Consider the following 20,198-nt stretch of genomic DNA (forward strand, 5'->3'; position numbering starts at 1 on the left):
CCTGATCTCACCTCGGCAGGGCGTAATCCCGCAACACCCTGTCGGGAGTACGGTCGCGAGCCGCAACCTGCTCGAGGGCGGTAGCGGCGTAACCCTCGGCAGCGAACAGCTCGGCCGCGGCGTCGATGATTCGTTTCCGGGTCGCTCGGGTGCGCGCCGCGACCAGCACCGTGCACGCGACACAGAACCCGATCCCGCAGCCATACTTGGTTCCCGTCAACCCCAGCACGTCACGCAGCACCCACAACAGCGGGCGGGCCGCGAAACGGTCATCGACATCGACATCGGCACCGTTCACAGCTTCACGAGAAACTCCTGGGAGCCAGGGCGGGTATGGTCCTTCGCCAGGGGGCGTGCCAGCGTCGATCCACTGCTGCAGCTTGTCCACCTGCTCGGCGGGCCACGCGCCGTCGCACGGAATCTGACCGCCGCGCAGTGACCCCACGATGGCATCGGCCTTCTCGACGACGTCGTCGTAGTCGAACAAGTCGAAGGCGGCCAGCGTCGCGTCGCGGTCCTTCTACCGGAACCGCGGCTTGATGTCCTGCTCGAAGCTGAGCTTGCCGCCGGATGCCGTCATGTCACGCCCTCACTTCTCCGGTGGAATCACTTCGGATATGCCGACAGGCGCTGACCCCGCCGTGATGTCCAGGCCATTCGGTGCACGGCGTCAGCCTCACGATGAGGGAGATGAGACGTCATCACCGGAATCCGGCGATGACCACTCGCCGTCCAAGTTCGAGCACAGGAATGGTGCGGATTCCAGCAGTTTGGCGCGCGTACTCGGCAAAGCCTGGGTAGCGCCGCGCTTGCTCCGCGTAGATCCGGTCGCGTTCATCGCCGGTCAGATCGCGGACAGTCACGTCGTACGTCTCGGTTCCGCGTTCGACACCGCCGACACCGGCGGCGGTCAAGTTGTGATACCAGGCGGGGTTGGTGGGCGCTCCACCCTTGGTCGCGAAGACGTAGATGATGTCCGGCTCGGTGTCGTGCGGGAGGTACATCATCGGAGTGACGTACTCCTGCCCGCTTTTGCGGCCGCGGTGATGCACCAGGACCAGCGGAGCGCCCTCGAAGACCCCGCCGACCTTGCCCTCGTTCGCCCGGAACTCCGCGATGGTCTTCGCGTTCCCATCGAACGGGTCGCTCATGTCGAACTCCTGTCGTTCACGATCCGGGTCCGCAGCGGCGGGAAGCCGCCGAGCGGGTAGTACGGCACGTGCGTGGTGTGCTGCTCGGCCGCGGCCCGCAGCACCTCGATCGCAGCTGTGCCGTCGTGCGGCGGCATCGCCGGGTTCCGGTGACTTCGTGGTCAGCCGCGTTGCGCGTAAGTGACCTCACGCTGAACTCGCGGAACCCTTTATGCAGGGATTGCTCGGGAGTAATGTCGGACACGCTTCGAGGAAGGCGCTTCTCGCGGGACCGGGCCGCAGTTCCGGCCCGCGTTCGGCATGGGCTGGAAGGCCAACATGACCAACCTGGGGTCGAGGCGGCGGGAACAAGTGTCGCAGCCGATCGCACGAGACGTTTCGGGCACCCGGGGTCTGCTCGACCGGAAAGATCTCCTCCAGCTGCTCGACCGTGCCGTGAGCAAACGTCTGACGATCATCTCGGCGCCGCCGGGAAGTGGAAAGACTTCCCTGTTGCGAGCGTGGGCTGAGCGCTCGGGGAAGCTTCGCCGGGTCGCGTTCGTGTCCGTCGAGCGCGACCAGCAGAACGAACAGCGATTCTGGTGCGCCGTCCTCGACGCGATCCGTGGCCCGGCGCGCACCACAGCGGCTTGTGAGGCGCCCACCGCTGTACCCGACGTGGACCACGTCGTCGACAGTGTGCTGTCGGAGATCGCCGGACACGCCGGACTCGTCGTGCTGATCATCGACGACCTCCATGAGCTGAGGTCGACAGACGCCCTCACCCAGCTCGAATACTTTCTCGCGAATCTGTCGGGCAATGCACGCGTGGTGCTGTCCTCCCGCCGGGATCCGCCGATCAAACTGCACCAGCTCAGGTTGGCCGGCGCGCTCGCCGAGATCCGCGCCGGAGATCTGCGATTCACCGAGGACGAGACGCGCGAACTGCTCGCCGATTCCACCATCAGTCTGTCCGGCGAAGCGGTGGCCGCGCTGCACCAGCGCACCGAAGGGTGGGCCGCCGGCCTGCGCCTGGCGGTGATCTCGCTGAGCGGTCACCCGGAGCCGGAGCGCTTCGTGGCCGAGTTCTCGGGGACCGACCGCGCTATCGGCGAGTACCTGATGGCCGAAATGCTCGAGCGCCAGCCGGGCGAGGTTCAGCGCATGCTGCTGCGCACCTCACTGGTCGACCGGATGAACGGTGAGCTCGCCGACCTGCTGGCCGGCCGCTCGGGCTCCGAACAGATGCTGCTGGCACTGGAGGACGCGAACGCGTTCGTCGTCTCACTCGACGCCGAGCGCACCTGGTTTCGCTACCACCACCTCCTGGCGGACTTCCTGCGCCTGGAACTCCGCCGAAGATCCGCCGACGAGGTTCCCGGCCTGCACCGCCGGGCCGCGCGGTGGCTCGCCGACCGGGGGAACGTCGTTGAGGCGGTACGGCACACGATCGCCGCGGGCGACTGGCCCGATGCCGCCCGGCTCGTCGCGGACAACTCGTTCAAGTGGGTGCTCGACGGGCAGGCGGGCACGATTCGCGCGGCCCTGCAAGCGTTTCCGGACGGGGCGTCGGTCGATCATCCCGACCTCGCGCTCGCGCACGCGGCCGCTGAGCTGAACCAGGGGCGGACGCAGGAGGCGGCAGCCCAGCTGGCGCTGGCCGAGTCTCACCTCCCCAGCGCTGCTCCGGCTCGCCGCAGCCGTCTGGCGGTGGCGATCGCGTCCCTTCGACTGGCGCTGGCAAGGCAGAGCGGCCAGTTCAGTGAGGTTGTCGAGCAAGTGAAGAGGCTCGATGCTTCGATGACGGACGCTTCGAGCGGACCGCTCGCGATGGGTAGTGAACTGCGTGGAGTCTCGCTGCTGAATCTCGGGATCGTCGAGACGTGGACCGGGCGCCTCCTCGAGGCCGAGCGGCATCTCGCCGACGGAGCCGCACTCGCCCGCAGGACGGGCCGCCCCTATCTGGAAGTCGCGTGCCGCGCGCATCAAGGTTTTCCGTCGAAGCTTGTCTCGGTCGCGACAGCGCGTGAGCGGGGCCGCCAGGCGGTAGCCCTGGCCGAACGCTATGGCTTGGACGATCGACCGATACTCGCACCTGCGCTGGCCGCGGTCGGTGGCATGGCCATCTGGATGGGCGAGTTCGACGAGGGGGAACGCTGGCTGCACCGCGCCTGGGAAGTCGGCTCCGCACATGTCGAGCCCGCCACCGCGGTGCTCTTGCACCTGACGGGCGGCATGCTGCACGCCGGTCGCGGGCAGCAACGATCGGCGCTGGACGCGTTCACGGCGGCAGCGCGAACGCAGTCGCTGCTCACCGGTGTGCACGCTCTCGCGCCGCGGATCGCCGGATGGCTCGCAACCACGCAAGCTCGCCTGGAAATGCCGGCCGAGGCCCGTGCCACGCTGGCCGGACTTTCCCCTGCACCCGGGCGGACGGGCGCCATTTCCAACGCGCGAGCATGGATCTGCCTCGTGGACGGCAACCCCGGCATGGCGGTGGAAGCACTCAGTCCCGTTCGGGATGCCACACCCCTGGTCGAACCGTTCACACTCGTCGAAGCGCATCTGCTCGCCGGCACCGCGTACCTGCGCTTGGGCGATCGAGACGCCGCGGCAGCGGCCGCCGCGGCAGCTCTCGCCACCGCCGAGCCCGACCGGCTGGTCTTTCCGTTCGCCATGACCGAAGCCGCGGAGGTACTCGGCGTGCTCCGTCACCACGAGACAGCCCATGGTGCCCTTCTCGCCGACATCATCGACCAACTGAGAGGCGCGCCGCCGCCGGGCACGGACCAAGAGTTGCTCCCCCGCCCGAGTGAGCTCACCCCCAGTGAACTGCGCGTCCTTGGACTTCTTCCGACAAACCTGACGCGGGCAGAGATCGCGCATGACCTGCACGTCTCGATCCATACAGTCAACACTCATATACGCAACCTCTATGCCAAACTCGGTGCGGGCGACCGGTCTGCCGCCGTTCAACGCGCCCGCCGGCTGCGGCTCCTGGCCCACCGACTCTCGCCGGCATCTCCGAAGTAGCCATGGGTCTGCGTGCCCAATCACTGGATTCCGGCGTTGCCGATTCACCGGGCCGGGCAGCACGATCGCGGGTGTGGCCGCACCGACGAGTTTGTACGCGATCCGGGTCCGGGGTCGGCTCGGAGCGACTGCTCTGTCCGCCTTCCCCACGATGGTGGCGGAGCTGAACGCCAGTGAGACCGTGCTCACCGGCGTGCTCGAAGACCAATCCGCGATGTTCGGTGTCCTTGCCCAGGTCGAGGCTCTCGGCCTTGAGCTTCTCGAACTGCGCCGGATCGGGCCCGGACCACCGCGGACCTGACAGGGCAAGGCGGTCTCACGATTCCGGCCCGGCGCTCGTCGCGGGCCACGCCGGGCGCGGAATCACCTGCTTCCGGCGAGGACAACTCACCTCGGTCACGGCGATGGTGGGGGCCTCGACGCCTGAGGAGAAGACTGCCGATGAGCAAGGAACAACAGACCCAGCTGGACGCCATCCTGCGTCAGGGTGGGCTCGACACCGCTGCCGATGTCGCCTCGGTGCGAGCCGCCTTCAACGCGTTGATGGCACAGATCCCGGTGCCCGCGGACGTTCTGCAGAAGCCGACGGAGATCGGCGGCGTCGATGGCATCGAGGTCACGATCCCGGGCAACGAGTCCGAGCGCGTGATCCTCTACTTCCACGGTGGCGTCTATGTCGTCGGCTCGGCGGCGACTTCGGTCCCGCTGGTGAGTGACCTCGTTCGGCGAACGGGCGTCAATGCCCTCACCCTCGACTACCGGCTCGCCCCTGAACACCCCTATCCGGCCGCGGTCGACGACGCTCGCGCCGCCTATGAGGCGCTACTCGCGCAAGGCATGGACCCCGGTCGGATCGTTCTTGCCGGCGAGTCGGCGGGAGGTGGGCTGGCGGTGGCCGTCCTCCTCGCCGCGAGGGAGGCCGGACTGCCCATGCCGTCCTGTGCATTCCTGATGTCGCCCTATGCCGATCTAACCCTGTCCGGCGAGACATTGACCGAAAGGCAATCGCTCGACCCGATCCTGACCCCGCAGGGCCTTCGCGTCCGGGCTCCGGAGTATGTAGCCGGGGCCGACGCCGCTGATCCACTGATCAGCCCGATCTTCGGCGATCTCAGCGGCCTGCCGCCACTTCTGATCCAGGTGGGGGCCCACGAGATCCTGCTCAGCGACTCGCTCCGGCTCGCGGCGCGAGCAGCCACGGCCGATGTCGTCGTCACGCTCGATGTCACGCCGGGCGTCCCGCACGTGTTCCAAGGCTATGCCGGACTCCTCGACGAGGCCGCAGCGGCGCTCGACCGGGCGTCGGACTTCGTGCAGGCGCAACTCGGGTACTTGCCGGCCAGCGTGCATTCAGTCTGACCCGTTTCGTTCGTATCTGATCGGGGCGCGGTCCGGAGCGAGCGCGTCAGGTCGCAGAGGAGAGGCAGATGAGTGCTGCCAGTCCGGGCGCCCCCGGGGCGGGCGTCGCGAAGGATGATGCCACTCCGGACCGGCGCTGGCTGGTCCTGGCCGTCGTTGCCCTCGCCCAGCTGATGGTGGTGCTGGATGGCACGATCGTGAACATCGCGCTGCCGTCCGCCCAGCAGGCGCTGGGGTTCTCTGACAGCGGCCGGCAGTGGGTCGTGACGGCGTACGCGCTGTCGTTCGGCAGCCTGCTGCTGGTGGGCGGACGGCTGGGTGACATGTTCAGCCGCAAGTGGGTGTTCGTCGCCGGCCTGGTCGGATTCGCCATCGCCTCGGCGATCGGCGGCGGCGCGGGCTCGTTCGTCGTCCTGGTCACGGCCCGGGCATTGCAGGGGGTGTTCGGTGCTGTGCTCGCGCCGTCTGCCCTGGGCACCCTGGTGAGTGTATTCACCGACCCGCGCGAACGGGCCAGGGCCTTCGGCGTTTTCGGCTCGGTCGCGGCCGGCGGCAGCGCCGTCGGGCTGATCCTGGGCGGAGTTCTTACCGAGTACTTCTCGTGGCGCTGGTGCCTGTTCATCAACCTGGTGTTCGCCGCGATCGCCGTGGCCGGCGCCCTGGTCTGCATCCGCGGCGGCCGGGCGCCCCGCCGGCCGCGGATGGACTGGCCGGGTGCCCTGCTGGCCTGTACCGGGCTGTTCGCGATCGTGTTCGGCTTCTCCCATGCCGGGACCGCGGGGTGGACGGCCGCGCTGACCCTCGGCTCCCTGGTCGGTGGCGTGGTGCTGCTCGCCGGGTTCATCCTCGCCGAGCGGCATGCCCGTCACCCGCTGTTGCCGATGCGGGTGATCGTCGACCGTGCCCGCGGCGGAGCCTACGTCGCGCTCGGTATCTCCGGAATCGCGATCTTCGGCACGTTCTTGTTCCTGACGTTCTACCTGCAGGTGGTCAAGGGAGACAGCCCGCTGGCGACAGGGCTGCTGTTCCTGCCGATGACCGGCTCCATCCTGATCAGCTCTAACCTGTCGGGCACCATCGGTGTGGGACCGCGCGCCCTGATCGCGGCCGGCATGCTCCTGTGCGCCGGCGGCCTGGTCCTCCTGACCCAGGTCACCGTTACCTCCAGCTACGTCAGCGTCGTGCTGCCTGCCCTGCTCATCCTGGGCGTGGGCCTCGGCCTGATCTTCGCCCAGACCATCAACACCGCCACAGCCGGCCTCGCCCGCGAGGACTCCGGCGTGGCCTCCGCTCTGGTCAACACGATGCAGCAGGTCGGCGGGTCGATCGGGACGTCGGCACTCAGCACGATCGCGCTCAGCGTCGCGGCCACCTACCTGATCGGGCACCCCTCAGGTCCCCAGGCCGCAGAGATCGCGGCCACCCACGGCTACACGACCGCGTTCGCGGTATCGGCGGGGCTGCTCGGGCTCGGTTTCATCCTCGCGCTTGTCCTGCTGCCGTCTCGGCGCCGGCTCGCCGACCACAAGGACGCCGGCGCGGCAACCCCGGCTGCCCCCGTCCCGCTGCCCACCCCGCCCGCCGCTCGCGCCCGGCAGCAGACTTCCGAAGCAATTCCCGTCGCCCTGTGCAGCTGCTCACCGGTGATCACCACAGTTGCGGGATCGTCAAGCGGCGCGGACATCACCGGCCAGGCGTTTCATTCAGGATCCGGGTAGGCACATGATCTCCGCCTGGATTGAGTCAAACGCCAGGCGAAACTCTGAGCAGCAGCCGACGCAGCTCGTCTGTATTGTTCGGGTTCGCCTGCGTCCGCGTACCGGGCAACCCGGCCTTCGATGCGATCCTCCTGCTCGCGACCGCGCCCGGAACGCCCAGGACCGCGGTAAGACGAAAGACGCGATCGTGGTGCCGGCCGGCCGGCCTCGGCAGTGGAGAGAGCGTGAACGCTCACCGCTTCCACGGGGGACGCCCGCCGCGATCATCGATTCCGGCCTGCACGTCACCGGCTGGGGCGACGAGGCACTGGACCTGTTCAAACGAGCGCCGACCTTCCACGTCCGACCACACCTCGAACACCGGGTCCGCGCCGTTCTCCAAGCAGAGAAATCCGCTGATCCTGCCTCGCAGGACTCTGATATGCAGAATAGTCTTCTGCAATGGTGCGGGCCGGGAGGTCGGATGAGGTTCCTACTCGTGCACGGTGGCTGGCAGGGCGGCTGGTGCTGGGATGGGGTGGCCGACGGCCTCCTCGCGCACAGTCACGAGGCATACGCGCCCACGCTGCGGGGGCTCGAGCCCAGCGACGTCGACCGCAGCGGTGTCGGGCTCGCCGAGACCACCCGCCTCCTTGCCGGTCAGGTCGAGCGCGACGACCTGCGCGAGCTGATCGTCGTCGGGCACAGCGGGGGGCGGGCCGGTCATCCAGGGCCTCTACGAGCTGATCCCGGCCGCTCGCCCGCGTGGTGTTCGTCGACGCGTGGGTGCTCGAGGACGGCCAATGCGTGCTGCCGAAGGAGTTCGGCGACTCCCTGCGCGCCGCGGCGGAGACGGCGCGGGACCGCGCCATCCCGATGCCGCCGGACCTCTGGCGCACCGGCCTGATGAACGACGTCGACCCGGGCGAGGCCGACGCCTGGCTCGTCCAGGTGGTGCCGTACCCGGAAGGCGGCTGTCCGAACCGATCTCGCTGCCGACCTTCGCCGGCTCGTCCGTCCCGAGCTCCTATGTCTTCCTCGGCCCGGACCTCACCGTGCCCCCGCGCGGTCTACGAGCCCCCACGCCGCCCGGTTGACCGCGCACCACCGAAAGCCCAGGCGCGCACGAGGCCATGCTCAGCCGCCCCAAGGAACCGGCCGAGGCGTTGCCGCGGGTGACGCGGTGACCGAGCCCCCGCTAGCCCTGGCGTCGATCTCGAGCCGGTACCTCGGCGGACGCCTGCTCGAAACGAACGGAGGCGCCGCCGGCCCCATCGCGCTGTCCGGAGCGCTGCCGCGGCACCACCACGATCCGAAAGACTTCCACCACGTCGAGCAGGTTTCCGTGCAGCGCTTCATGCCGGCCGAGCCGCGGCAGCGCACCCCGGTCCTGCTGGTCCACGGCGGCGGCATGACCGGCGCCTGCTGGGAGACCACGCCGGACGGGCGGCCCGGCCCGCTCACCGCCTTCCTGCGCGCCCGGCTCCCGGTCGGCGTGCTCGACAACGTCGAACGCGGCCGCGCCGGCTGGTGCTGCCTGCCCGGCGTCTGGGCGGGCGGCCCGATCGTCCGCGGCGAACGGGAGATGTGGAACACCTTCCGCATCGGCGGGTCCGAGGACTTCCCGGCCCGTGTCCCGTTCCCCGGCAGTCGCTTCCCGCTCCAGGCGTTCGAGGAGATGGCGCGCCAGTCCGTGCCGCGCTGGCCCGCTCACGGCGAACTGGCCTACCAGGGTCTGCTCGACACCCTCGACGAGCTCGGCCCGCACATCCTCGTGGCGCACAGCCAGGGCGGCGGCCTGGCTGCGAGAGCCGCGGCCCGGCCTGGTGCGTGCCGCCGTCCTCGTCGAACCGCACGGCCTGCCCACCGCCGCACCGCCGGCCGGGCATCCGCCGGTGCTCACCGTGCTCGGCGACAACATCGCCGCCTCGGCGCTGTGGCGCGAGCTCGAGCAGGCGCTCACCGACGCCGGCGGCACCGCGGCGATCCTCGACCTCCCCGCGCTCGGCATCGCGGGCAATTCACATAACCCGATGATGGACGAGAACAGCGACGAGATCGCCGCGCGGATCCTCGACTGGCTCGACGAGGTCCGTGGGCAGGATTGGTGACCCGGTACTCTTCTGCTATGAAGAAAAGTGCGCCCGCAGCGTCGTTCGGTACCGCGGCGCCGCCACCGCAGTACCCCATCGAATCGGTGGACAACGCGCTGCGGATCCTGCTGCTGCTCGGTGAGCGCAGCGAACTGCGACTGACCGACGTCGCGGAGTTCCTCGGGGTCGCGTCCTCGACCGCGCACCGGCTGCTGGCGATGCTCCAGTACCGCGGGTTCATCCGGCAGGAGGGGCGCTCCAAGGCGTACCGCCCCGGCACGGCGCTCACGGGCGTCGCGTTCTCGATCCTGCAGCGATTCGACGTGCGCGAGACGGTCCGCCCGTTCCTGGAGCGGCTGCGTGCCGAGCTGGAGGAGACCGTCCACCTGGGCATCCTGGACGGGACGACGGTCCGGTTCATCGACGCGATCGAAAGCCCCAAGGCGGTCCGGGTCGGGTCCCGCCTGGGCCAGTCCATGCCGGCGAACTGCACGTCCACCGGCAAGGCCATGCTGTCGCTGCTGTCGCTGGACGACGTGCGCCGGATGTACCCCGACGAGGAGCTCGAAGGGCTGACGAGCAATTCCATCCGGTCGCGCACCGAGCTCGAACTGGAGCTGGAGGCGATCCGCCGCCGGGGCTACGCGACGAGCAGCGAAGAGAGCGAAGAGTCCGTCGCCTCCGTCGCGGTCGCGTTTCCCCCCGGCACGTCGCCGGTGAGCCTCGCGCTCAACGTCTCGGTACCCGTCATCCGGATGACGCGCACCGACGTCCGCCGGATCGGGGAGCTGTTGCGCCGCACCGTGGACGAGGCCGCCCTCCTCGTCCACTGAGGATTCCGCGGCCAGGGAGTTGTGGGATCGTCTCCTCATGAAGTGAAATTCCCACTCCGGCGCCACCCGCGTCGGCGCCGGATGCGGCGCAGCGCAAGCGGCTTCGCCGCTGGGGAAACAGAACCCAGGGGTTCGCGCGCCGCAGGCGCCTGACGGCTTGTGTGCGCACGGCGTCACCGGACTGCGAAGGGTCGCCGTGCAGGGCTTCCCAGCGGGCATTGTGCGCCGTCGGCGACAGGCTGGCCGCCCAGGCGATCTCCTGTTCCTCGGCGGGCAGTGCACCACCCGACCGGAACTCGTCGTCGTGTACGGCCAGTGCACCGACGCTGACCGCGGGCGTGAGCAGCCGGGCACAGGGGAACCCGAACTCGCCCAGCCGGGCCTTCACCACCACGTCGCGCCCACCGGCCAACCGCAGCCCGAACACCACTGAGATGCTGCGCACCTCGAACCAGCACGCCGACCGGCTCCGTTCGCCACCTGCTCCGCCCACCAGATCGGCAGCCAATCCGACAGTTCCGGCGCCGCCACGGTGACGACTGTGCCACGCGAGCGCTCAGTGGGCCAGCGAGCTCAGGCCGGCGGGCAGGCGGCGCACGGGCGCGTCCGGCGCCGATTCGGCCGCCGCCTTGCCGAGGTAGTGGCGGGAGATGTCCTCGTCGGCGAGCAGTGCGGTGGCGGTGTCCGCGCGGGTCACGCGGCCGTTCTCGAGCACCGCGCCGTGGTCGGCCACCTGCAGCGCCGCGGCGGCGTTCTGCTCGGCGAGCAGGATCGCGACGCCGTCGGCGGCCAGCCCGGCGACCGTCCGCAGGATCTGGGTGACCAGCATGGGCGCCAGGCCGAGCGAGGGCTCGTCGAGCAGGAGCACGGCCGGTTCGCGCACAAGCGCCCGGCCGATGGCGAGCATCTGCTGCTGACCGCCGGACAGCAGCCCGGCCTTGCGGCCGGTGAACTCGCGCAGGATCGGGAACAGCTTGTGCACCCGGTCGACGCGCGCCCTTTCCGCGGTGCCGGACAGCTTCAGGCCGTGTAGTCCGACGCGCAGGTTGTCCGCGACGGACAGGTCCGAGAACAGCTGGCGCCCCGCCGGCACGAGGCACAGCTTCCGCTGCGCCACCTGGTGCACTGGCAGGCCCGTGACGTCCTTGCCGTGCAAGGAAACCTGCCCCTGGTCGGGCCGGTGCAGCCCCGCGACGCAGTGCAGCAGCGTGGACTTGCCGGCGCCGTTGGCCCCGACGAGGGCGAGGATGCGACCGGACTCGACGTGCAACGAGACGTCGCGCAGCGCGCGGGTCGCACCGTGGCTCGCGTGCAGGCCGGAGATGGACAGGGTCATGCGCCGGCTCCCAGATAGGCTTCGATGACGGCCGGGTCGTCGCGGACCGCGGCGGGCGGCCCGTCCGCGATGACCCTGCCCGCGTCGAGGACGAGGACGGCGTGGCTGAGCCGCATGATCAGCTCGATGTTGTGCTCGATCACGACCAGCGAGACCCCGCCTGCGCAGACCGCGCGCAGCACGTCGGACAGTTCGCCGGTCTCGGTGTCGTCCAGGCCCGCGGCCGGTTCGTCCAGCAGCAGCAGCCGGGGCCCGCCCGCCAGCCCGCGCGCGACCTCGACCAGCCGCTGCACCCCGGCGGGCAGGTCGGCGGCATCGGCGCCGGCGAACCGTTCGAGCTCCAGGAACCGGAGCAGCTCGTCGGCGCGGGCGGAGAGCGCGCGTTCCTCGCGCCGGCCGCGCGGCAGGCGCAGCCCGTCGGAAAGCAGGCGGGCGCGGGTGAACCGGTAGCCGCCGAGCATGACGTTCTCGCGCACGCTGAGCCCGGGCACCAGGCGTGCGGACTGGAAGGTGCGCATCAGTCCGAGCGGCGGCAGCTTGTGCGGCGGCAGCCCGCTGATCGGGCGCCCGGCGAACTCGACGCGGCCGCTGTCCGGTGCGGTGAACCCGGTGATCAGGTCGAGCAGCGTGGTCTTGCCCGCGCCGTTGGGCCCGATGATCGAACGCACCGAATCCGGCTCTACGGTGAAGGACACGTCGTCGACGGCGCGCACGCCGCCGAAGCTGCGGCCCAGGCCGTGCACGGACAGCAGCGGTGGTCCGCTCATCGGGCGGCGTCCTTTCGGGAGGCGAGGCGACCGAGGTACCCGGTGAAGGCGCCCCAGATGCCGCGCGGCAGGTAGGTCATGACGACGATCAGCAGCACGCCGGCGACCAGCGGCTCCCACAGGGCGAAACTCTGCCCGGCGATCGGCAGGCCCTGGATCACCAGCGCGCCCAGCAGCGGGCCGACGAGGGTGCGGGCGCCGCCGAGCGCGAGCATGATCACGATGCTCAGCGCCACCGTCACGCCGAGCACGTCCGGCGACATGAACCGCAGGTAGAAGGCGTACATGCTGCCGGCGAGGGAGGCCAGCACGGCGGAGACGACAAAGGCCATCGTCTTGTACCGGGCGGTGTTGATGCCGAGCATCGCCGCGGCGCCGGGGTCGTTGCCGATCGCGGTCAGCACCCGGCCGGTCTGCGCGCGCTTGACGTTCGCGATGAACGCGGCGGCGAGGACACCCGCGACGAGGAGGACGAAGTAGTTGGCGCGGTCGCTGAACACCGTGTACCCGCCCAGCCGCAGGCTCGGGATGGCGACCATGCCGGAGGGGCCGCCGGTGAGGCCGGTCCACGCGGAGGCCAGCGACTGCGTGGCCACCGCCAGGCCGAGCGTGGCCAGCGCGAAGTAGTACCCGCGCAGCCGCAGGAACAACCGGCCGAGCGCCAGCGCCACGAGCGCGGACAACGCCGCCGCGGCGAGCGCGGCCAGGACGGTGGGCCAGTGCCAGGACAGCGTCAGCGCGCCGGCGCCGTAGCCGCCGATCGCCATGAACAGGGTCTGCCCCAGGGAAACCTGGCCGGCGTGTCCCATCAGGAGGGTCAGCCCGAGCACGACGAGGAAGAAGATGGCGGCGACCACGAGCAGCCCGGTCAGGCCCGGTGCCGCGAACGGGAGCGCCACCGCGACCACGAGCGCGCCGACGCCGGCGAGGGCGCGGGAGCCCCTGCTGGTCAGTCCGGTGCGCGGGGCAGCGGGTTTTCCGGCCGTGGTGGGCGATTCGGTGTGGGAGACGGTCATCGGCGCACCTCGCTGGTCCGGCCGAGCAGGCCCGTGGGACGGAAGAGCAGCAGCACGATCAGCGCGGCCATGGCGGCGACCTGGGCGAGGTCGCCGCTGGTGTAGCGGCTGAACACGCCTTGCAGCAGGCCGAGCAACAGCCCGGCGAGCACCGCGCCCGCGGTGCTGCCCAGCCCCCCGGCGACGGCCGCGATGAAGCCGGTGACCGCGTACGTGGTCACCGTGGTGAACTGCAGGAAGGTCACCGGGATGACCGCGGTGCCGGCGAGCGCCGCGATCGCGCCGGAGATGGTGAAGGCGACGAGCCGGGTGCGGCCGACGTGGATCCCCTGCAGCGCCGCGGCGCGCGGGTTGCCCGCGGTAGCGCGCATGGTCAGCCCGAACCGCGTGCGGTTGAGCAGGTACCACAGGCCCGCCACGGCGACCAGCAGCGCGCCGGCGATCCAGAAGTACTGGGGCACGATGCGCAGGCCGCCGACCACCACCATGTCGCCGCCGGTGAACGCCCGCATCGTGTAGGGCAGGTTGCCCCACACCAGCAGCACGAACCCGCCGATCACCTGCAGCAGCCCGACGGTGATCAGCAGCATCCGATCGTTGGTCGCGCGCCGCGCGCCGGGCATCATCACCACCCGGTCGACCGCCGCGAGCAGCACGGCGAACAGCACGACGACGATCGGCACGATCGCCAGCGGCGGCAGGCCGAGCGACTGCTGCAGCGAGACCGCGGTCAGCGCGGCCAGGACCACGAACCCGCCCTGGGCGAGGTTGATGATGCCGCTGATCGAGTACACAATGGACATTCCGAGCGCGATGAGGGCGTACACGCAGCCGTCCACGAGCCCGCCGAGCAGGACCTGGAGCAGTCCGGTCACTAGTGCACCCTCTTCCGTGCGGGCCCCTGGATGGGGCCTGTGGTAGGAACTAGGCGGAAGCCGGGGTGACGGCTTGGGCTGGTCGCCCTTTGTGGGCCTTCATGACACTGCCGCCCCCGGCTTCCCCGGAACCGTGGAGCGATGACAAAGGGACGCGCGATCGAGCGCCGGTTAGTGACCACTCTGCTGTCGGTTCCCTCGCCTCCGCCTGGCTCCTGCCCTGGACTACGCGCAGGAAGGCGGCACGGTTGTCGCAGCAGGATGGGCCACTGTTCTTCGTCGGGATCGACTGGGCGGCGGCTGAGCATGCCGTGTGCGTGCTCGACCACACCGGCAAGAAGACCGCCGCGTTCACCATCGACCACACCGCCGCCGGTTTCACCCGGCTGGCCGCCAGGCTGAGCGGCCTCGGCCCGGCCGAGCGGATCCCGGTCGCGATCGAGCGCCCAGACGGGCGCCTGGTGGACGCGCTGCTGGAGGCTGCTCACCCGGTGCTGCCAGTCAAACCGACCGCGATCAAGACCTGGCGCGAGGCCGAAGTCCTCTCCGGCGCCAAATCCGATCCCGGTGACGCGCACGTGATCGCCGACTACCTGCGAGTGCGGATCCACCGGCTCCGCCCCGCCGCACCGTTGTCCAGCCACACCAAGGCATTGCGCGCCGTCGTGCGTACCCGTAGCGAACTTGTCGAGGCCCGTATAGCGGCGTCCAACCAGCTCGCCGCATTGCTGGATGCACACTGGCCAGGCGCCAAGGTCATCTTCGCCAACATCGAGTCCGCGATCGCGCTGGCGTTCCTGACCCGCTATCCCACCGCTGCCTCGGCGGCCTCGTTGACCGAGAAGCGGCTGGCCGCGTTCTGCACCAAACAAGGCTACTCGGGCAAGAAACCCGCCGCCGTCCTGCTGACCCGGCTGCGCTCGGCCCCAGCTGGCACACTCGATCCCGTTGTGTCCCAAGGAATCCAGGACGCCGTACTCGCCCAGGTCGGTATGCTCACCGCGCTCAACACCGGGATCAAGGCCCTGGACCGCTCTATTGCCGAGAAGATGGACACCCACCCCGACGGGGAGGTCTTCCAGTCCTTCCCCCGCGCCGGCACCATCAACGCCGCCCAGATCCTGACCGAATGGGGCGATTCCCGCGCCGCGTTCGACCACCCCGACGCCATCGCCGCACTGGCCGGAATCACCCCCGTCACCAAAGCCTCCGGCAAGCAACGCGGCGTGTCCTTCCGCTGGGCCTGCAACAAACGCCTGCGCCTGGCCATCACCACCTTCGCCGCCAACAGCCGCCACTCCAGCCCCTGGGCCGCCGACATCTACAACCGCGCCCGCGCATCCGGCAAAGACCACCCCCACACCACCCGCATCCTCGCCCGAGCCTGGATCCGTGTCATCTGGCGCTGCTGGCAGAACCACACGCCCTACGACCCAGCCCTGCACGGCGGCGCCCAACACCAGGTCACACAACCGACCGCAGCCTGACTTTGATCTTGAGGTTGACACAAGGGGTGTCATGACGGTTACCTCCCGACGTAGGTGAAGGAGCCGCCCCCGGCCCGCACGATCCCGATGTCGTCCTTGGTGAGCCCGCGGTGGTTCGCCGGGGTGAAGGCGTAGGTGCCGACCACACCGGTGAACCCGCGCGAGCTCTGCAGGACCTGCTTGGCGCGGTGCGGATCGCCCTGCGCCTGGCCGAGCGCCTGGGCGGCCATGGTGACGGCGTCGAAGGCGACGCCAGGGCCGAAGTCGGGCTGCGTGCCGTAGCGGGCCTGAAAATCGTCGTGGTACTGCTGTTCGAGCTGCCGCGCGTCCGCACCGCGCGGCGAGTTCTGCCACCAGAAGTCCTGCGTGGCCGGGATGAGCAGGGTGTCGGGCAGGTAGTCCTGCACCCGCCGCAGGAAGTTGTAGGTGAGGTTGCCGTCCGTGGTGGCGACCGGCACCCGCAGGCCCATCTCCCGCACGCCCTTGAACGCCACGGCGGCCGCGGCGCCGGTGCTCCACACGACGAGCGCCTGGGGCCGGGCGGCCGATATGGCTTGCAGCTGCGAGGTGACCGAAACCGCGTCACCGCTGTAGGAGGCCGCGGCGACCACCTGGCTGCCGACCACCTTGGCCGCGTGCTGGGTGGCGGTGGCGCCGTCGACCCCACTGGCGTCGGTCGTGGTGATCAGGCCGATCCGGGTGATGCCCTGGGTCTTCCAGTACTCGAGCAGCCGTTCGGCGAGGTCCTCGGTGGCCGCGCTCGCCGACCACTGCCAGCCGTCCGCGGCCGGTTTCACGCCGGGCGAAAGGCAGTAGTTGACGACCTGTGCGCCGGCGGCGAGCGGGATGACGGCGCGGCACGGGCCGGACAGCGACGGCCCGACGATGGCGTCGACCTCGCCGATCATCCGGCGGGCCGCGAGCACGGCCTGCGCCGGGTTGCTCTGGTCGTCCGCGGCGACCAGGCGCACCGGGTGCCCGCCGATCCCGCCCATCGCGTTCAGCCGGTCCGCCGCGAGCTGGGCGCCCTGCAACTCGCCGACGCCGAGCTGGCTGCCGGAACCGGTCTGGCTGACGATGACGCCGATCGTGTACGAGCCGTCGCCCGTCGCGTCGGCGGCGGAACAGGCCGTGGCCAGCAACGCGGTCGCGGCGAGGCCGATCAGCCCGGTGAACCAGCGTTTTCGGACCGGAACGATCCTCACTGATCGTCTCCTTTGCCGGGGCTCTCTGTGCTTCTGTTATGCAGAGAGCACATCTGCTGGACGGATACTAAGTGGCCTCTCCGGTGTTGTCCAGGGTCGGCCGGCGTCACCCCGGAAGCCCGTCTTGACAGCACCGTGGACGGTGATCCAGGCTTTATCTGCAAAACGGATAGAGATTCTGCAACACAGAGAAAGCGTGGTCCCGATGACCGATCAAGACCTCGTGCTGGCGGACGTGCGGCGGGGCATGATCCCCGCGCACATCTACAACGACGAGGAGATCTTCCGGCTCGAGCGCGAGCGGCTGTTCAGCCGCGCCTGGGTATTCGTCGGGCACGAGTCGGAGGTGCCACAGGCCGGGGACTACGTGGTGCGCCGGGTACTGGAGGACTCGTTCATCATCTCCCGCGGCGAGGACGGCCAGGTCCGGGCCATGTTCAACATGTGCCTGCACCGCGGGATGCAGGTCTGCCGCGCCGAGATGGGCAACGCGTCGCACTTTCGCTGCCCCTACCACGGCTGGTCCTACCGCAACGACGGGCGCATCGTCGGCCTGCCGTTCCACAAGGACGCCTACGGCGGCGAGGCGGGCTTCCGGCGCAAGGGCCAGACGCTGCTGCCCGCGCCCGCGCTGGACACCTACCGCGGCCTGATCTTCCTGAGCCTGGCCCCGGACGCGCCGCCGCTGCGGGAGTACCTCGGTGACTTCGCGTTCTTCCTGGACTACTACGCGAACCAGTCCCCCAGCGGGATCGAGCTGAGCGGGCCCCAGCGCTGGCGAGTCAAGGCCAACTGGAAGATCGGCGCGGAGAACTTCGCCGGCGACATGTACCACACGCCGCAGACCCACACCTCGGTCGTCGAGATCGGGCTGTTCCGCGAACCGAAGGCCGAGAAGCGCAAGGACGGCTGCACCTACTGGGCGGGCAACGGCGGCGGCACCACGTACAAGCTGCCGCCCGGCACGCTCGAGGAGAAGCTGCGCTACGTCGGCTATCCGGACGTGATGATCGAGAAGATGAAGACGCGCTGGTCGCCCGAACAGCTCGACGTGATCGGCCGCGACGGGTTCATGATCTCCGCGGCTTCGGTGTTCCCGAACCTGAGCCTGGTGCACAACTGGCCGCGGGTCGAGGACTCCGACGACGTGCTCCCGTTCATCTCGATCCGCACCTGGCAGCCCGTCGGGCCCGACGAGACCGAGGTGCTGTCGTGGTTCGCGGTGGACGCCGAGGCGCCCGAGAGCTTCAAGGCGTTGTCCTACAAGGCTTATCTGATGTGCTTCGGCTCCACCGGGATGTTCGAGCAGGACGACGTGGAGAACTGGGTGTCGCTGACCAGCACCGCGGGCGGCGCGATGGCGCGCAGGCTGCTGCTCAACAGCCGGATGGGCCTGCTGGCGGACGGTACCGAGGTGGTGGCCCCGCTGCCGCCCGAGCAGTTCGCGGGTCCGGGCGAGGCGCACGTCGGGTACGGCGAATACAACCAGCGGCACCTGCTCACCCGCTGGGCGGACTACCTGGAGCGGCCGATCGAAAAGGCCGCGCAGGTCGAGGTCAGCGGCGTCCCGGGCGCCGCAGGCGCGACGAACGGGAAGGCGGTGCACTCGTGAGCCCGGAAACGGACACCCCCACCCTGCCGAAGGCCGAGCAGGAGAAGGTCGGCGTCCGGCCGACCGGCAACGGCGGCCCGTACTCGGCCGAATCGCGGCTGGGCGCGCACGCGCCGACCACGCAGCGCGTCGGCCGGAGCCTGCCGTTCTCCGACGAGCGGCACCTGCAGGCGCATCACTGGCTGGTCGAGGAGGCCTATCTCCTCGACGCGCAGCACTACGAGGACTGGCTGGCGTTGCTGACCGACGACATCCACTACCTCATGCCGGTGCGGGTCACCACGGCGATGAACGCCGGTTACGACTCCGCGCCGAAGATGGCGCACTTCGACGAGAACAAGTACTCGCTGAGCCGGCGGGTCGCGCGTTTCCTCACCGAGCACGCCTGGACCGAAGACCCGCCGTCGCGGCTTCGGCACTACGTCGCCAACGTGCGGACGTTCGCCGGCGAGAAGCCGGACGAGATCGTCGTCGACTCGGCGGTGCTGCTCTACCGCAGCCGTGGCGACGTGCGTGAAGCGGCGATCCTCTCGGCGGGGCGGGAAGACCTGCTCCGCCGGACCCCGGACGGCACCGGCTGGCGACTGGCGCGCCGGACGATCCTGGTCGACGATTCCGTGCTCCGCACCCAGAACCTGGCGATCTTCCTATGAGCGCGCAGCTGTCCTGGGAAGGCGAAGAAGAGGACGCGCGGAAGGCGCGGCGGGCCGCCGGGGAACTGCGCGAGTTGCGGGCGCACCAGCAGGGTGACGCGATCACGATCGGCAACGAGTTCGCCGAGATCCGGGTGGCGAAGGTGGAGACCCGCAACGGGACGAGGCTGCTGATCGAAGCGCCGAAGTCCGGCCAGTGGGTCGCGCTCTGCCCGCTCGAGCTCGAAGCCCTGACGTGGCAGAACACCGCCACGTTCTCGGCGATGATCGGCCACCCGTTCGGCCCGCTCATCGCGGCGGAGGAGCCGTGACCGGCTGGCTGGACGGGCGGCGCGCGCTCGTGGTCGGCGCCGGCTCCGGGATCGGGCGGGCGGTCGTCGACGCGTTCCTCTCCGAGGGCGCCCGGGTCGCGGTGCTCGAGCGGGACGAAGCCAAGTGCGCCAAGCTTTCCGCCGCGATCCCCGGCCTGCCCGTCGTCGCCGGAGACGCGACGACCCGCGGAGCCAACGAGGCGGCGGTGGACGCGACGGTGGCGGCTTACGGCGGCCTGGACGTGCTGGTCAGCTGCGTGGGGATCTTCGATTTCTACCAGGGGATCGCCGAGCTCCCGGTCGAGCGGATCGACGAGGCGTTCGACGAGATGTTCCGGGTGAACGTCAAGAGCCACCTGCACTCGGTCAAGGCCGCGCTGCCCCAGCTGCGCCGACACGGGGGCTCGGTCATCCTCACCGAGTCCACTTCGGCCTACTACCCCGGACGGGGCGGCGTGCTCTACGTGGGCAGCAAGTTCGCCGTGCGCGGGCTGGTGACGGCGATGGCGCACGAGCTGGCGCCGGACGTGCGGGTGAACGGCGTGGCGCCGGGCGGCACCCTCAACACGGACCTGCGTGGGCTCGACAGCTTGGGGCTGCGGGAAAAGCGGCTCGACGACACGCCCGGCCGGGAAGCCGAACTGGCCGGCCGCGTGCCGCTGCGGGTCGCGCTGTCCGGCGCCGACCACGCGTGGAGCTACGTGTTCCTCGCCTCGAACCGCGCCCGCGGCATCACCGGCGACGTGGTCCATCCCGACGGCGGCATCGGCGTCAAGGCATGAAAGGACGAA

At 70.0% G+C, this 20,198-nt stretch carries 21 protein-coding genes; 12 read left to right on the forward strand and 9 right to left on the reverse strand.

From position 1 onward, the window contains the following. Positions 1–7: 7 nt before the first annotated feature. From LWP59_RS41185 to LWP59_RS26315, 3 genes are all read right to left on the reverse strand, one after another. Positions 8–487 (reverse strand): TetR family transcriptional regulator, encoded by a 480-nt coding sequence (locus LWP59_RS41185; RefSeq protein ID WP_229858233.1) that lies wholly within the window; start codon positions 485–487, stop codon positions 8–10. Positions 488–701: 214 nt separating this feature from the next. Further along, entirely contained in the window at positions 702–1,151 is a 450-nt protein-coding gene (locus LWP59_RS26310; protein WP_144638221.1) for a nitroreductase family deazaflavin-dependent oxidoreductase, read from the reverse strand. Next, positions 1,148–1,288 (reverse strand): hypothetical protein, encoded by a 141-nt coding sequence (locus LWP59_RS26315; protein ID WP_186383228.1) that lies wholly within the window; start codon positions 1,286–1,288, stop codon positions 1,148–1,150. The genes LWP59_RS26310 and LWP59_RS26315 overlap by 4 nt, the downstream gene beginning before the upstream one ends. 181 nt (positions 1,289–1,469) lie before the next feature. Between LWP59_RS26315 and LWP59_RS26320 the strand changes: the two genes are divergently transcribed. From LWP59_RS26320 to LWP59_RS41190, 5 genes are all read left to right on the forward strand, one after another. Continuing rightward, on the forward strand, positions 1,470–4,163 hold the full coding sequence (locus tag LWP59_RS26320) for a LuxR C-terminal-related transcriptional regulator (RefSeq protein ID WP_233921931.1): 2,694 nt from the start codon (positions 1,470–1,472) through the stop codon (positions 4,161–4,163). 73 nt (positions 4,164–4,236) lie between these two features. Continuing rightward, positions 4,237–4,464: a hypothetical protein gene (locus tag LWP59_RS26325; RefSeq protein ID WP_144646353.1), complete on the forward strand. Its 228-nt coding sequence runs from the start codon at positions 4,237–4,239 to the stop codon at positions 4,462–4,464. 140 nt (positions 4,465–4,604) lie between these two features. Beyond that, positions 4,605–5,522, forward strand: a complete 918-nt coding sequence (locus LWP59_RS26330; protein ID WP_144646355.1) for an alpha/beta hydrolase — start codon at positions 4,605–4,607, stop codon at positions 5,520–5,522. Between the two features lie 68 nt (positions 5,523–5,590). Further along, positions 5,591–7,240, forward strand: coding sequence for an MFS transporter (locus LWP59_RS26335; RefSeq protein WP_191334890.1), 1,650 nt, complete (start codon positions 5,591–5,593; stop codon positions 7,238–7,240). Positions 7,241–7,703: 463 nt separating this feature from the next. Beyond that, the gene (locus tag LWP59_RS41190) at positions 7,704–8,126 is read left to right on the forward strand and encodes an alpha/beta fold hydrolase (RefSeq protein WP_186383501.1); all 423 of its coding nucleotides are present in this window, start codon (positions 7,704–7,706) and stop codon (positions 8,124–8,126) included. Positions 8,127–8,417: 291 nt separating this feature from the next. Here the strand turns inward: LWP59_RS41190 and LWP59_RS26345 are convergent, their stop codons facing one another. Then, complete coding sequence (locus LWP59_RS26345; protein WP_144643490.1) at positions 8,418–8,987, reverse strand: hypothetical protein; 570 nt, start codon at positions 8,985–8,987, stop codon at positions 8,418–8,420. A 58-nt stretch (positions 8,988–9,045) separates the two neighbouring features. On the opposite strand from LWP59_RS26345, the gene LWP59_RS26350 reads away from it, so the two are divergent. Together LWP59_RS26350 and LWP59_RS26355 are read left to right on the forward strand one after the other, a co-directional pair. Then, on the forward strand, positions 9,046–9,330 hold the full coding sequence (locus LWP59_RS26350; protein WP_144643491.1) for an alpha/beta hydrolase family protein: 285 nt from the start codon (positions 9,046–9,048) through the stop codon (positions 9,328–9,330). A 17-nt stretch (positions 9,331–9,347) separates the two neighbouring features. Then, positions 9,348–10,145, forward strand: coding sequence for an IclR family transcriptional regulator (locus tag LWP59_RS26355; RefSeq protein WP_144643492.1), 798 nt, complete (start codon positions 9,348–9,350; stop codon positions 10,143–10,145). 556 nt (positions 10,146–10,701) lie between these two features. On the opposite strand, the gene LWP59_RS26360 is transcribed toward LWP59_RS26355, so the two are convergent. The 4 genes from LWP59_RS26360 to LWP59_RS26375 are packed head-to-tail and all read right to left on the reverse strand — an operon-like array spanning position 10,702 to position 14,139. Then, positions 10,702–11,481, reverse strand: coding sequence for an ABC transporter ATP-binding protein (locus tag LWP59_RS26360; protein ID WP_144643493.1), 780 nt, complete (start codon positions 11,479–11,481; stop codon positions 10,702–10,704). Beyond that, positions 11,478–12,248: an ABC transporter ATP-binding protein gene (locus LWP59_RS26365; protein WP_144643494.1), complete on the reverse strand. Its 771-nt coding sequence runs from the start codon at positions 12,246–12,248 to the stop codon at positions 11,478–11,480. The genes LWP59_RS26360 and LWP59_RS26365 overlap by 4 nt, the downstream gene beginning before the upstream one ends. Next, positions 12,245–13,264, reverse strand: a complete 1,020-nt coding sequence (locus tag LWP59_RS26370; RefSeq protein WP_144643495.1) for a branched-chain amino acid ABC transporter permease — start codon at positions 13,262–13,264, stop codon at positions 12,245–12,247. Before LWP59_RS26370 ends, LWP59_RS26365 begins: the two co-directional genes overlap by 4 nt. Continuing rightward, positions 13,261–14,139 carry a branched-chain amino acid ABC transporter permease gene (locus LWP59_RS26375; RefSeq protein WP_144643496.1) on the reverse strand — a complete coding sequence of 293 codons (879 nt, stop codon included), beginning with the start codon at positions 14,137–14,139 and terminating at the stop codon, positions 13,261–13,263. The genes LWP59_RS26370 and LWP59_RS26375 overlap by 4 nt, the downstream gene beginning before the upstream one ends. A 248-nt stretch (positions 14,140–14,387) precedes the next feature. Between LWP59_RS26375 and LWP59_RS26380 the strand changes: the two genes are divergently transcribed. Then, a complete protein-coding gene (locus LWP59_RS26380) occupies positions 14,388–15,626 on the forward strand; it encodes an IS110 family RNA-guided transposase (RefSeq protein WP_144643497.1) in 1,239 nt (412 codons plus the stop codon). A 38-nt stretch (positions 15,627–15,664) separates the two neighbouring features. Here the strand turns inward: LWP59_RS26380 and LWP59_RS26385 are convergent, their stop codons facing one another. After that, positions 15,665–16,831 carry an ABC transporter substrate-binding protein gene (locus LWP59_RS26385; protein WP_144643498.1) on the reverse strand — a complete coding sequence of 389 codons (1,167 nt, stop codon included), beginning with the start codon at positions 16,829–16,831 and terminating at the stop codon, positions 15,665–15,667. Positions 16,832–17,036: 205 nt separating this feature from the next. Here LWP59_RS26385 and LWP59_RS26390 point away from each other — a divergent pair, with 205 nt between their 5' ends. The 4 genes from LWP59_RS26390 to hcaB are packed head-to-tail and all read left to right on the forward strand — an operon-like array spanning position 17,037 to position 20,189. Beyond that, a complete protein-coding gene (locus tag LWP59_RS26390) occupies positions 17,037–18,443 on the forward strand; it encodes a Rieske 2Fe-2S domain-containing protein (RefSeq protein WP_144643499.1) in 1,407 nt (468 codons plus the stop codon). Next, positions 18,440–19,096: a 3-phenylpropionate/cinnamic acid dioxygenase subunit beta gene (locus LWP59_RS26395; RefSeq protein ID WP_144643500.1), complete on the forward strand. Its 657-nt coding sequence runs from the start codon at positions 18,440–18,442 to the stop codon at positions 19,094–19,096. The genes LWP59_RS26390 and LWP59_RS26395 overlap by 4 nt, the downstream gene beginning before the upstream one ends. After that, on the forward strand, positions 19,093–19,407 hold the full coding sequence (locus LWP59_RS26400) for a hypothetical protein (protein ID WP_144643501.1): 315 nt from the start codon (positions 19,093–19,095) through the stop codon (positions 19,405–19,407). The genes LWP59_RS26395 and LWP59_RS26400 overlap by 4 nt, the downstream gene beginning before the upstream one ends. Continuing rightward, positions 19,404–20,189, forward strand: coding sequence for a 3-(cis-5,6-dihydroxycyclohexa-1,3-dien-1-yl)propanoate dehydrogenase (gene hcaB, locus LWP59_RS26405; RefSeq protein ID WP_144643502.1), 786 nt, complete (start codon positions 19,404–19,406; stop codon positions 20,187–20,189). Before LWP59_RS26400 ends, hcaB begins: the two co-directional genes overlap by 4 nt. The last annotated feature ends 9 nt before the right edge of the window (positions 20,190–20,198 follow it).

Origin of the sequence: Amycolatopsis acidiphila, from assembly GCF_021391495.1 — a bacterium.
Classification (GTDB): Bacteria; Actinomycetota; Actinomycetes; order Mycobacteriales; family Pseudonocardiaceae; genus Amycolatopsis_E; species Amycolatopsis_E acidiphila.

Coding starts and splice junctions, on each gene's coding strand:
- LWP59_RS26315 (WP_186383228.1), bottom strand. CDS start 1,288: ATGCCGCCGCACGACGGCACAGCTGCGATCGAGGTGCTGCGGGCCGCG.
- LWP59_RS26390 (WP_144643499.1), top strand. CDS start 17,037: ATGACCGATCAAGACCTCGTGCTGGCGGACGTGCGGCGGGGCATGATC.
- LWP59_RS26320 (WP_233921931.1), top strand. CDS start 1,470: ATGACCAACCTGGGGTCGAGGCGGCGGGAACAAGTGTCGCAGCCGATC.
- LWP59_RS26400 (WP_144643501.1), top strand. CDS start 19,093: ATGAGCGCGCAGCTGTCCTGGGAAGGCGAAGAAGAGGACGCGCGGAAG.
- LWP59_RS41190 (WP_186383501.1), top strand. CDS start 7,704: ATGAGGTTCCTACTCGTGCACGGTGGCTGGCAGGGCGGCTGGTGCTGG.
- LWP59_RS26365 (WP_144643494.1), bottom strand. CDS start 12,248: ATGAGCGGACCACCGCTGCTGTCCGTGCACGGCCTGGGCCGCAGCTTC.
- LWP59_RS26360 (WP_144643493.1), bottom strand. CDS start 11,481: ATGACCCTGTCCATCTCCGGCCTGCACGCGAGCCACGGTGCGACCCGC.
- LWP59_RS26330 (WP_144646355.1), top strand. CDS start 4,605: ATGAGCAAGGAACAACAGACCCAGCTGGACGCCATCCTGCGTCAGGGT.
- LWP59_RS26335 (WP_191334890.1), top strand. CDS start 5,591: ATGAGTGCTGCCAGTCCGGGCGCCCCCGGGGCGGGCGTCGCGAAGGAT.
- LWP59_RS26310 (WP_144638221.1), bottom strand. CDS start 1,151: ATGAGCGACCCGTTCGATGGGAACGCGAAGACCATCGCGGAGTTCCGG.
- LWP59_RS26355 (WP_144643492.1), top strand. CDS start 9,348: ATGAAGAAAAGTGCGCCCGCAGCGTCGTTCGGTACCGCGGCGCCGCCA.
- LWP59_RS26370 (WP_144643495.1), bottom strand. CDS start 13,264: ATGACCGTCTCCCACACCGAATCGCCCACCACGGCCGGAAAACCCGCT.